The 11,632-nt window shown below is 35.5% G+C and carries 13 protein-coding genes; 3 read left to right on the forward strand and 10 right to left on the reverse strand.

All coding sequences use genetic code 11. The annotated features are described in order from the left end of the window. Window positions 1-120: 120 nt before the first annotated feature. Both MKX29_RS03120 and MKX29_RS03125 read right to left on the reverse strand, forming a co-directional pair. The gene (locus MKX29_RS03120) at window positions 121-1,047 is read right to left on the reverse strand and encodes an AEC family transporter (RefSeq protein WP_224935008.1); all 927 of its coding nucleotides are present in this window, start codon (window positions 1,045-1,047) and stop codon (window positions 121-123) included. Between the two features lie 88 nt (window positions 1,048-1,135). Next, window positions 1,136-2,032, reverse strand: a complete 897-nt coding sequence (locus MKX29_RS03125; protein ID WP_095370250.1) for a LysR family transcriptional regulator — start codon at window positions 2,030-2,032, stop codon at window positions 1,136-1,138. Between the two features lie 124 nt (window positions 2,033-2,156). On the opposite strand from MKX29_RS03125, the gene MKX29_RS03130 reads away from it, so the two are divergent. Continuing rightward, on the forward strand, window positions 2,157-2,891 hold the full coding sequence (locus MKX29_RS03130; protein ID WP_341103908.1) for an O-methyltransferase: 735 nt from the start codon (window positions 2,157-2,159) through the stop codon (window positions 2,889-2,891). On the opposite strand, the gene coaA is transcribed toward MKX29_RS03130, so the two are convergent. The 6 genes from coaA to MKX29_RS03160 form a co-directional block, all read right to left on the reverse strand. After that, a complete protein-coding gene (coaA, locus tag MKX29_RS03135; RefSeq protein WP_224935004.1) occupies window positions 2,878-3,828 on the reverse strand; it encodes a type I pantothenate kinase in 951 nt (316 codons plus the stop codon). The two genes, MKX29_RS03130 and coaA, sit on opposite strands and share 14 nt — an antisense overlap. A gap of 355 nt (window positions 3,829-4,183) precedes the next feature. Continuing rightward, the gene (locus MKX29_RS03140; protein WP_224935002.1) at window positions 4,184-4,900 is read right to left on the reverse strand and encodes a hypothetical protein; all 717 of its coding nucleotides are present in this window, start codon (window positions 4,898-4,900) and stop codon (window positions 4,184-4,186) included. A gap of 1 nt (window position 4,901) precedes the next feature. Next, the gene (locus MKX29_RS03145) at window positions 4,902-5,777 is read right to left on the reverse strand and encodes an ABC transporter ATP-binding protein (protein ID WP_341103911.1); all 876 of its coding nucleotides are present in this window, start codon (window positions 5,775-5,777) and stop codon (window positions 4,902-4,904) included. Further along, a complete protein-coding gene (locus tag MKX29_RS03150; RefSeq protein WP_224934998.1) occupies window positions 5,770-6,138 on the reverse strand; it encodes a GntR family transcriptional regulator in 369 nt (122 codons plus the stop codon). The genes MKX29_RS03145 and MKX29_RS03150 overlap by 8 nt, the downstream gene beginning before the upstream one ends. A 165-nt stretch (window positions 6,139-6,303) precedes the next feature. Continuing rightward, a complete protein-coding gene (locus MKX29_RS03155) occupies window positions 6,304-6,741 on the reverse strand; it encodes a CotD family spore coat protein (RefSeq protein ID WP_224934996.1) in 438 nt (145 codons plus the stop codon). 108 nt (window positions 6,742-6,849) lie between these two features. Further along, entirely contained in the window at window positions 6,850-7,680 is an 831-nt protein-coding gene (locus MKX29_RS03160) for a class I SAM-dependent methyltransferase (RefSeq protein ID WP_251162893.1), read from the reverse strand. Window positions 7,681-7,768: 88 nt separating this feature from the next. On the opposite strand from MKX29_RS03160, the gene MKX29_RS03165 reads away from it, so the two are divergent. Beyond that, the gene (locus MKX29_RS03165; protein WP_224934992.1) at window positions 7,769-8,350 is read left to right on the forward strand and encodes an LOG family protein; all 582 of its coding nucleotides are present in this window, start codon (window positions 7,769-7,771) and stop codon (window positions 8,348-8,350) included. 99 nt (window positions 8,351-8,449) lie between these two features. Further along, the gene (locus MKX29_RS03170) at window positions 8,450-8,884 is read left to right on the forward strand and encodes an organic hydroperoxide resistance protein (RefSeq protein ID WP_224934991.1); all 435 of its coding nucleotides are present in this window, start codon (window positions 8,450-8,452) and stop codon (window positions 8,882-8,884) included. Between the two features lie 36 nt (window positions 8,885-8,920). Here the strand turns inward: MKX29_RS03170 and MKX29_RS03175 are convergent, their stop codons facing one another. Both MKX29_RS03175 and MKX29_RS03180 read right to left on the reverse strand, forming a co-directional pair. Beyond that, window positions 8,921-10,366, reverse strand: coding sequence for an MDR family MFS transporter (locus MKX29_RS03175; protein ID WP_341103922.1), 1,446 nt, complete (start codon window positions 10,364-10,366; stop codon window positions 8,921-8,923). Window positions 10,367-10,711: 345 nt separating this feature from the next. Continuing rightward, window positions 10,712-11,551, reverse strand: coding sequence for a YitT family protein (locus MKX29_RS03180; protein ID WP_251162892.1), 840 nt, complete (start codon window positions 11,549-11,551; stop codon window positions 10,712-10,714). Window positions 11,552-11,632 lie beyond the last annotated feature (81 nt).

Genomic DNA, 11,632 nt, shown 5'->3' on the forward strand with positions numbered 1-11,632 from the left:
ACCGCAATGAAAATATAATAATTACAATTTTAGGAGAAGACGCCATTCTTCTAAAAAATTGAAGCAGCAAAAAGGGCCAATAAATGCTATAACCAATAATTGTTGATTGAGACCCTCATATTATACATATAAAAGAAAAGATAAATAGATAACTAAAGATACAGTGAGACTGCTTAATAATGTAGAATAGAGCACAATTTGAGCAGTCAACTGAGGTTCCACGTTATATTCAAGAGCAATTGTAGCTGTATTTCTTGAAGTAGGAAAAGCACTGGCAATAAATAATGATTGTGCTAAAACCCCTTCAATTCCAAGAAGGGTAATAATAAGAAATGAAAGAGCTGGCCCTAACAATAAACGTCCAATTAAGCTCCACGTAATCACACGATGAAACATTTTTAATTGTATTTGTGATAACTGCGCACCTAATAATAATAAAGCTAAACCAATAAAACCAGCTGCCAGTTGATCTAAAGGAATCTCTATAAAAGTGGGAAGAGGGATGTTGAATAATAAGAAGAGATATCCTAATAGAAGGGCATGAATCACAGGCAATTTTACGAGCGACAATACAAGTGAACCAATCGATCGGCTAGTTGAAAGAAGATTATACATACCATATGTAAAGGTTAAAATATTTTGCACTACAATTATAATAATTTGTACGGATACACCTAGTGGATTAACAGTAAAAACAAGTTGACTCACAGGCAAACCATAATTATTAGAATTCATTAAGGAAATACTATTTTTTAACGTGGCTGCCTCTCCCTTATTTAAAGATAAACACTTCGCCATGATTTGCCCGATAATCATTAAAGCCACTGTAAAAATAAACAAATAACTCAACAGTTGGCCTAATAAACTCGCATCAAAAGATGAGCGATAAATATGTAAAAAGATAGCTGCTGGCATAAAACAATTGGTTACTAACGTAGATAGTTGCTTCAATTGAAAAGAAAACTTTCTTTGCAAGAAAGCACCTAATGCCAATAAAAGAAGAATAGGGAAAATAATTTGCAAGAATATCTCAATAAAAAATGTCATATAGAAAAAACACCTTTCCTTTATAAACCTTCTATTCTTAGCTTAAGCAACACTAGGCCATAAGTAAATTCAATATTTATTATGTTTTTCAATAATTTTTTCTAATGTTTTGTTTACACTTCTCAATAAATTGTTTGACAAGGATGGATTGTTCCTCGTTTTTACGTGTACAAATGGCAATTCTATGTTGTACAGAAACGCCCTCTACATAAACCCTTGCTAGTTGCCCATTTTTGATATGATCTTTGACAACGAGTGAGGAAATAAAATTGGCTCCATATCCGGATATGACCGTAGAAATTGTTTCACTTAGTCCATCAAATTGCAGGGCAACCTTCGGCGGATTTAGTTGATTAGCATAACAAAGTGAGACTAAATGCTCACGCATGGAACTGCCTTCTTCTCGCATAATGAATGGCTCTTTGACCATTTCTTCGAGTTTAATCGTTTGATTGGCTAATCGATGATTTGCCCCTACAACAAACCATAGTTCATCTTCTAATAATTCGTACCAATCAACATTCTCAGGGCGTTCACCAATTCCACCATATATAGCAATATCTGCTTTATAATGTTGCAGTTGATCAAAAGCATCTTTCGTATTACTTGTAGAAATGACCAAATTGACCTTTTCATGTTCACGTTTAAAACTGGCTGCTAACTTAGGTAATAATAAGTTCGCAGGTAAGTAGGTCGTAGCAATCCTTATCGTTCCTTCCTCACCATTACGGTAATCATCTATAAATGCTTCAATTTGCTTTTCTAAAGAAAACAAATGCTCTGCTTTACCAGCCAAAGCTATACCAAATTCAGTAAGAACGGCTTTTCTACCATTTTGTTGAAATAAAGGCACACCAATTTCATGTTCGAATTTCTTAATTTGGCTAGAAACAGCCGGTTGGCTAATATTTAATTGCTCAGCCGCTTTAGTGAAACTGCCGATTTTTGCCACTTGATAAAATAGTCTTAACCCATGTGTGTTCATTCAATCACCCTTTATTATAATTATTATTTATAAAACTATAAAAATAATATATTTTTTTTATTATAAATCATAACATATACTTAAAATAAAGAAACATACATTTTTCATAAAAGGGGAGATAATGATGGAAGATAAAATTGTGTGGTCTGATGTGGATGATTACTTAATCGACAAATTAATTACAATTGATAGTGAGCTCGAAGATATACTACGAGCAAATGAGGAAGCAGACTTACCTGCCATTGATGTATCACCAACTCAAGGAAAGCTTCTTTACTTAATCACAAAGTTACGTTCCCCTAAAAACATTCTAGAAATTGGCACCCTTGGAGGCTATAGTAGTCTTTGGTTTGCAAAAGCACTTAATAAAGGGGCTAAAATTTATACATTAGAAGCTAATTCAAAATATGCCAATGTTGCTCGTAAAAACATTGAACAGACTCCATTTTCAGATCAAGTTGAAATCATTGAAGGTAAAGCTTTAGAAACATTACCTATTCTTGCGGAAAAAGAAGTACCATTTAATTTAATATTTATCGATGCTGATAAAGAGAATAATCCAGCATACTTAAATTGGGCCTTAAAATTAGCTAATAAGGGAGCAGTAATTATTGCCGACAATATCGTTAGAAATGGAGAAATCATTGAAGAACATAGTACGGACCCTCGCATACAGGGTGTACGCTCCTTCTTCGACCTTCTTGAGAATCATCCCCAAGTAGAATCTACAGCTATACAAACAGTTGGTCAAAAAGGTTACGACGGATTTGTATTAGCCATTGATAGAAAAAAACTGAGTGATGATCACTCAGTTTTTTTTAGTACAGGTATTGTCGGGATTCCTTTTATAGCTTTCTAACTTTTACTTCTGTCACACGATGGCCTTCGCCTTTTTCAATAATTAAATCAGCACGGTTCTTCGTAGGCAATATATTCTTCTTTAAATTTGTATGATTCGTTTCCTTCCAAATACGGTCAGCAATTGCTAAAGCTTCCCCTTCACTCATTTTGGCAAATTTATTAAAATAAGATTTTGGATTCTTAAAAGCAGTACTCCTAAGTAGCTGGAATCTTTCTTTGTACCATTTCTCAACATTCGCTTCCTCAGCGTCGATATAAATAGAGAAGTCAAAGAAGTCTGAGATAAAGGGCTTATCTTTACCTCTCACATTTTTAGGTGGCTGTAAGACATTAATACCTTCTACAATGACAATATCAGGTTCCGTAAGCGTTTGCATCTCATCACGAACAATATTATACGTTAAATGTGAATAGACAGGTGCCTGCACAACTGATTGACCCGATTTTAATTCAGAAAGAAACTTGAAGAGCTTACTGATATCATAACTTTCCGGGAAGCCTTTCTTCTTCATAAGTCCCTTTGATTCTAATATTTCATTTGGGTAGAGAAATCCATCCGTTGTTACTAGGTCTACCTTAGGCTGTTCAGGCCACTCCGAAATCAAATATTGAATCATTCTAGCCGTCGTACTTTTACCAACTGCTACACTTCCTGCAATACCAATAATATAAGGAACCTTCTTTGTTTCCATCTGTAAGAAATGATTGCTATCTTTATGCATGTTTTTTGCATTTAAATAGTACAAATTCAAAAGTTGGGAAATAGGCTGATATACTTCTGTTACTTCTGACAATGATAATCGGTCATTTACCCCTTGTAATGACTGCAAATCCAAATCCTCTAAAGGAATGGTTGATCTCCTACTGAGTGCTGACCATTCACTTCGATTAAAAGTTAAATAGGGTGAGTAATCCTTTGTTAATTGTTTATTCAACTTTTTGTCCTCACTAACCTTAACATTTTCAATTCTTGAGTTTATTTTAACATATCATACAGTTTTTTCAGCTTTTTTATTTTTCCAAATGGCAAAAATCGATTTTTCAAGCGTTTATCTTTTTTTCCGTACTTCAATTCTCTATGCTTCTTACTTTACTGAAACATAAGATTTGAATCATGTTGTCATTACTTTCCCCATTCTTTCACTCCACATTCCAATTACCCTAATTTTCGTCTTTCTCTTACATGTCTGATTTGGTTCCTCCCCTCCTTCTCATTGTTGTTAGGTGTTCACTATATATCCTCGAAAAAAAAGCACTGCGACATGCAGTACCTTTTTCAATATATAATTGTTAATTATTCTTTAATCTTATCCCTACTAAATGGCCACCTCTTTCCAGTGGGCCGTTTCGCATAATCAAGTAGGATAAAGCCATACCGCATAAACCAGCGAATCCTAATATGTGAATGAATGTTAGTAAATGATTAATAAATAAGTCAATTATTTTACCCATTCCTTCATTTGTAAACCAAACAACCAATATGCCACCGAAAATCGTTATCCCAATTAATAGCCTAATTGTACCTAAATAAAACCATAGACTATTGACTAATAATAAGACACCAAACAAAAACACACACAGTACAACATCAGCCCACCAATAAAGAACTGGATTATCACTTTGAAATAATAAGCCAACATGTTGTAGATGAACTGGATTACCATTGTTCTCTGATAAATATAAATTTAACTGATACATCACGTTAAGAAAAGCCGTATTAATAAAGATAAATAAAACTGTATTAATTATTGTACTTAAAAGATACTGCCGCCTTGTTCCTCCTAGTGAAAGAACATACTTATATGTTTTATTATAGAGTAAAAACGGATAAATGAGAAAAAATCCATATATAGGTCCAAAAATCGCACCAGTGAAATTCTCACCAATTAAATAGCCACTAATAGAAAATAGAATAAGTATGCTCACAGTAATAGAGAGAATAATAATTGTCTGTTTCTTCAAATCTTCGAACATTAATTTAAACGGTCCATTAAAAGTAGAGAACATGTTAATCTCTCCCTTCCTGTGTCATTGTTTTTTGCACCAGATAGTCTTGCAATGAAACATTTTCTAGATGAACCTTATTTGCATTCGCGATTGTGTGCCATTCATCAGTTATTACATCATCAATCATTACTTGCATTTGGTTACGTAACTTTTTCTGTTGAAGTATTTGGTGGTGACTCTGCACGAGCTTTTGTACTTCTTCTGCAGGCCCAGTTAACATGAGCCCCCTTCGCTTTAACTCTTCCGTATCGGTATAACTAGCTAATGTTTTGTTATGAATAACAGCTATTTTCTCACATAGTGGTTCAATTTCCTCTATATGATGGGAGGAAAGTATAAACAAACGTGGATGGTCTTCATATGTCTCTAACAATACATCATAGAATTGTTTTCTTCTAAATGCGTCTAACCCATTTGTCGGTTCATCCATAATTGTTACTGGCGCCTTACTAGCTAAGCCAATGACGATTTTTATCATTGTTTGCATCCCTTTAGAAAATTTCCTTATCAGCTTCTTCTTAGGTAATTCAAACAATTCCACCAGCTCTTCAGCATATTGCTGATCCCAATTTGGATTGAAATATGCTCCAAACATTAATGCATCTTTCACATTCCAAAACTCAGAAAACGGATGATTTTCCTGCATATAAGCAATATACTTCATCCCTTCTGAATGATTGTAGGGCGAGATTCCATGAATATCAATAACGCCATTTTTTGGTTTTTCCAAACCTGCTAACAGCTTCATTAATGTCGTTTTACCTGCTCCATTCCGACCCCAAAGTCCCATAATAATAGGCTCTTCTTCTACTAAGTTTACATTCTTTAAAGCAAGTGTGGATCCGTAGTTAAAATCGAGCCCTTGAATCTTAATCATCATTCTCCCCCCTTATAAGTCGAAGAATTTCTTCTTCATTTAAATGGATGCGTTTCGCTTCATCTAACATAGGTAGCACATATTGTTTATAGAAATCTGCTTGCCTTTCTTTTAATAACAACGCCTTCGCTCCTTTCGCTACAAACATGCCAACACCTCGCTGTTTAAATACCAGCTCTTTATCTACAAGAAGCCCTAAACCTTTTTGTGCTGTTGCTCGATTGATTTGATAAAACTGAGAAAGCTCTGTCGTCGAAGGTACTTGATCTCCCTCTTTTAAGTGACCATCAACAATATCATCTGCTATCGTTTCTGCCAATTGTTGAAATATTGGCTTAGAATCATCAAAGACTGATTTCACTTTTAACCCCTTCCTACCTAGTTGATAGGTTGATTACTCGTGTAACCAACTATACATCATTTTATGTACCTTGTAAAGTCAACGTGAATACTTTTTGTAATTAACCTTTGATCACTATCAAAAAAATAAAAAAGAACTGCCATTAAAGACAGTTCTCAAAGAAATTTACCAAGGTCTTTTAGGACCCCAACCGCCTGTTTGACAAGGGTTGTAAGGCTTACCACACATGATATGTTGTTCTTTACACTCATTTACAACGGATTCAGTGTGTGGAAAATAATGTTTGTGTGTAATACAATGTTTATTAACATTTGTAGTATGACTAGGGTGTACATGATTGATATTCGTATTTGAATAATTCGGCTTTACATATTGCTGAGTTGGAGAAACTTGAGTCGGACCTTGTTGTGCTGGTGACTGAGATGGGGATAAGAATTGCGGTTGACCACCCCATGGACCAGTTTGAGCACCTGCTACTTGGTGAGGCAATTGTGCACCTGTTTGCGCACCTGCCACTTGATGAGGCATTTGTGCACCTGCCACTTGATGTGGCAATTGGGCACCTGCCACCTGATTTGGGTTATTCCATTGTTTATAGCTCACGCTAAGACCTCCATTCTGTTTTATTCCTTAATAAGGTATGTTGGAAGGTGATAAGTTGTCTAATACAAACACCTATATTAAGTACAGAAATTTCATTTGGTCCAATGGCTATTTAGCTGTAAACGCATAAACAGATAATGGCGTGATTTCATTTGTCACGCGAAAATCTTCTAATATGGACATTTGGGAAAAGATAAGCGACTTTAACTTTTCAGGTATTTCTCCTAATTGCTCTAACTCAGTATGCAAGTCCCTTACTAATTTAGTCACTTCCCATTTTGCATCTTGCAACTCTGGAGAGAAAATAATATGTTCTTTCTCTATTTCCCATCCTGCCTCCCTCACCACTTTTTGTATATCAAATGGGGTAAATAATGTACGAATATTAGCGTCACTCTCTTTTTTGAAAGACTCATATTGGGCCTGAATGAGAACTGATAATAAATGTGGATACTGTTCAACTACACTTATTCTCGTATCCCACTCAGCGAAACATAGGTTCTTTCCCCATTTTTTCACTTTTTTCATTAATGCGGCAAACTCCTCAATTGAGTTCATATACCATGCACAATGTGAAAAAACAATATGATCAAAAGATTTTTCCAAGAACTCAATTTGGTCAGATAATAAATCCATATGGAAATCGATATGAATTTGTTTGCCAATTTTTGAATTTAACAAATAGGAAATGGATTCACCTAGTGTGATTGGTGTTCCATAAGTAGGAGAAGCAATATCAATACCGTGAACAAACCCCTCCTCACCGACTAAATAAGCTAATACTGCTGTGGTGTCACCTTGGCCGCTACCTATTTCTAAAACACGATCGCCTTCTTTAATGCCCCAAAATTCTGCCAATTTCAACCGATGTACTGTTTGTACCTTTTGTATTTCAAAATTTGTCGCCATACAATCTGTAATGATGTCGACACCATTCATAGGTCCACCTGCCGCTTCAAATTTTATAAGAATATTTGCTATACTTTAGATAAGTATACTTCATTAAATAAAAAGGGGGTAGAAAAATTTGCAAGCACTCGCAGTCTTTTGTGGTTCAAGCCAAGGGGCACATCCCTCCTATATGAAAGGTGCACAAATTTTAGGAGAGCAATTAGCTAAAAGAAGTATCACACTCATATATGGCGGTTCAAGTATTGGTTTAATGGGTGCAGTAGCAGATAGTACATTAGCCAACGGTGGAAAAGTAATTGGTGTCATTCCTAAATTCCTTCAAGATAAAGAAATTGCCCATCCGAACTTAAGTGATCTAGTCATCGTTGATTCTATGCATGAAAGAAAACATAAAATGGAAGAACTTGCCGATGGATTTATTATGCTTCCAGGTGGCTGCGGAACATTAGAAGAATTTTTTGAGGTGTTTACTTGGGGGCAGTTAGGGTTACATCAAAAACCTATTGGTATCCTCAATATTGATCACTATTTTGACCTCTTAATCTCACTGATTACTCATATGAATGAACAACAATTTTTACAAGACAAATTTTTGAAAATGGCACTAGTTAGCGAGAGTCCTGCTGATTTAATTCAGCAATTTTATACTTATACGCCTCCTGAGGTCAAAACATTTATTAGAAAGAGCCAAACGTAAACCCTCATTTTTTTGAATAGATTTTAAAAAAAATGTGTAACTCATCAAAAAAAGGTTATATATATAGTACAATCTATTTCTAAAAAGGAGACGATCCAAATGGCTAAGAAATTATTTACAGCAACTGTTACAGTAAGTGGTGGACGAGAAGGTACAGCGGTATCAGAGGATGGTAACTTTAATGTCGCAATAGCAATGCCAGGAACACCTAGAGCGAAAGAAATGCCCGAAGCGACAAATCCAGAACAATTATTCGCTGCAGGATATGCAGCTTGCTTTGAAAGTGCCCTGCAAGGTGTATCTAAAATGGATCGGACACCGATAGATACGGAAGTAATTGGCAATGTCAGTCTCTTTAAGGATGAAAAAGAAGGCTATAGCTTACAAGTGAAATTAAATATTAAAGCAAAAGGGACCGATCAGGAGACATTAGAAAAACTGGTTCATAAAGCGCATGAAACTTGTCCGTATTCTAAAGCTGTACGCAATAACATCGAAGTCATCTTAGAGCCACATGCAGTAGAACAATTATAGTAAATCATAGTTAAAAAACTCGCCAAATGGCGAGTTTTATTTTGTTTCATTCTCAACATATACTCTTTTTACAAAGAAAGATAAAATCAGTCCGATGATAGAAGCAATTAGCCCAAGATAAAACGCTGTTTGAACACCGGTTGTTAGTGCTTCAGCTGCGATAGCTGTATTTGCCATACCTTCTTTAGGTATATAGCTGGATTGGCCCGCTGCCATTAAACTAATAGCAACCGCAGTACCAATGGCACCAGCAATTTGCGATAGTGTATTCATAATCGCTGATCCATCGGGATAATGCCTTTTTGACAGCTGATTTAATCCATTCGTTTGAGCTGGCATCATAATCATCGCCACGCCGATTAACATCACCGTATGAAGGAAAATAATCAAAGCTGAACTCGTTTCCGTTGTTACTCTAGTAAATAAAAAGGTCATAATTGTTGTTAAAACGAAACCAGGTATAATTAAATACCTTGGACCAAACCGGTCAAAAAGCCGCCCTGTAACTGGAGACATTAAACCGTTAATTAATCCACCTGGTAGCAACACAAGACCTGCTGCTAGTGCAGTTAGTAATAATCCACCTTTTAAGTAGAGTGGTAATAGGATAGCAGACGACAAAATCATCATCATACATAAGAAAACCATAATCGTTCCTAAAGAAAACATTGGATGAGCGAAAACACGTAAATCGAGCATTGGCTCTGGACTACGTAACTGGCGGATAGAGAATAACAATAAACTAATTACTCCAATTACAATTGGGAAGAGTACTAAAGGACTGGCCCACGACCCATTTCCCTCTCCCGCACTGCTAAATCCGTATACAACGCCACCAAAACCAATCGTCGATAATAACAATGAAACAAAATCAATTCGGGGCTTCGTAATGGTAGAAACATTTTGCATAAAAGCCATTCCAATAACTAAAGTAATGATTAATATAGGTAATGATAACCAAAATATAGAATGCCATCCCCATTGATCAATCAATAATCCTGAAATGGTTGGGCCAATAGCAGGTGCACACATAATGACTAAGCCCATAAGGCCCATCACACTTCCACGCTTATTCGCAGGGAAAATAAGTAGAATCACATTCGTCATTAATGGTAATAACAATGCTGTCCCTATCGCTTGGATCACACGACATATTAATAACATAGGAAAACTAATTGATAACGCACCAATCAATGTACCAATAATTGAGAATATAAGGGAAGCAGCGAATAATTGCCTTGTACTGAACCATTGAATAAGTAACCCTGAAACTGGTACTAAAACACCAAGTACTAATAAAAACCCTGTTGTCAGCCACTGAACCGCATGTGCTTCAATCTGATAGTCCACCATAATATTCGTAAAAGCCATGTTAAGTGCCGTTTCACTAAATAATCCAATAAAAGCAGCAATCATTAACACAATTGCAATCGGCAAAGGCTTGATTTGGACTTGTTGTAAATCATTTATCTTCTCTGTCATTTTCTTTCTCCTTCTATAAATATCTCGAATAAAACACCATCCCTCCTATTCTACATGATTTACGCCATATTTGCCTATCAGTTAGCTCATCTATTCAATGCGCAATTATATGCCACTTTCGTCTCTATAGAAAGTCAATATCCTTTTAGTGTTCTAAATTGCGCTAAGCTCTGCTGTTTTTCAACAAGTCTGACTTCCTAACTTCTTTTAAGCCACTTGAGGTAACTACGCTTCTCCAATGAGCGGCGGTCTCTCCTTTTTTGAAAATCACATTCTAAATAGTTACACTCTAATACTTCAAACTTTTACATTTCCAAAAGAAAAAGCCAGCTCATCGCCGGCTTCTCATCCTTTTGACATATCTCCAAACCCCTCACCAAACACATCGCGTACATCATGTATGGCAACAAAGGCTGTGTGATCCGTTGCTAAAACAATTTTTTTCAATTTCATAATTTCTTGTTTACTAATAACAATATATAGTACTTCCTTTGCTTGCTTTGTATAATATCCTCTTCCGTTCATTACTGTAACTCCACGGTCGAGTTTTTGATTGATTTGTTGGGCAATCGTGTCTGACTCTTTCGATATAATTGTGACTGCCTTTTTAGGATTTAATCCTTCAATAATGAGCTCCATCACTTTTGTACCGACATATAACATAATGAGTGTAATCATTACTTTCTCTGCACCAATAATGAAATAAGAACTTAAGACAACAAGAATATCAAAAAATAATAAGCTATAACTAATACTCCATCCTAAAAACTTATTTGTCATCTTCGCAAGAATGGTTGTTCCAGCTGTAGTACCACCAACACGAATAATTAATCCAATGCCAACTCCAGAGAATATTCCTCCAAAAATGGCATTAACTAATATCTCATTCGAATCAATGTTCCACCCTTCAGTTAAATGTAAGGAAAGAGAAAGCGAAATAACAGCAATAATCGTATATATGACGGTTTGTTTCGTTAAAAATTTATAACCTGCAATCAATAAAATGGCATTTAATATGAAACTCACTAATCCAGGAGACCATTCAAAAAGATAATAGAATATAATTGTCAATCCAGTAACTCCGCCTTCACTAAGTTCACTCGGGATGACAAACAGATTAATAGCTAATGCAAAAAGAAACGCACCAAAGACAATGACAATACTATCCCATATATATTTTTTCATGGCTTCTATCCTCCATCATTCAATTCGCTCTCCATTTGAGGCACCACTGCATTTTATCATGGGGTGATTAGTGACGACAAT

The sequence above is a fragment of the Cytobacillus sp. FSL R7-0696 genome, assembly GCF_038006865.1.
Lineage (GTDB): Bacteria > Bacillota > Bacilli > Bacillales > Cytobacillaceae > Cytobacillus > Cytobacillus kochii.

What these genes read in the sequence shown, in the direction of transcription:
- MKX29_RS03120 (WP_224935008.1), bottom strand. Translation starts at nt 1,047, where the DNA reads ATGACATTTTTTATTGAGATATTCTTGCAAATTATTTTCCCTATTCTT.
- MKX29_RS03125 (WP_095370250.1), bottom strand. Translation starts at nt 2,032, where the DNA reads ATGAACACACATGGGTTAAGACTATTTTATCAAGTGGCAAAAATCGGC.
- MKX29_RS03130 (WP_341103908.1), top strand. Translation starts at nt 2,157, where the DNA reads ATGGAAGATAAAATTGTGTGGTCTGATGTGGATGATTACTTAATCGAC.
- MKX29_RS03140 (WP_224935002.1), bottom strand. Translation starts at nt 4,900, where the DNA reads ATGTTCTCTACTTTTAATGGACCGTTTAAATTAATGTTCGAAGATTTG.
- MKX29_RS03145 (WP_341103911.1), bottom strand. Translation starts at nt 5,777, where the DNA reads ATGATTAAGATTCAAGGGCTCGATTTTAACTACGGATCCACACTTGCT.
- MKX29_RS03160 (WP_251162893.1), bottom strand. Translation starts at nt 7,680, where the DNA reads ATGAATGGTGTCGACATCATTACAGATTGTATGGCGACAAATTTTGAA.
- MKX29_RS03170 (WP_224934991.1), top strand. Translation starts at nt 8,450, where the DNA reads ATGGCTAAGAAATTATTTACAGCAACTGTTACAGTAAGTGGTGGACGA.
- MKX29_RS03175 (WP_341103922.1), bottom strand. Translation starts at nt 10,366, where the DNA reads ATGACAGAGAAGATAAATGATTTACAACAAGTCCAAATCAAGCCTTTG.
- MKX29_RS03180 (WP_251162892.1), bottom strand. Translation starts at nt 11,551, where the DNA reads ATGAAAAAATATATATGGGATAGTATTGTCATTGTCTTTGGTGCGTTT.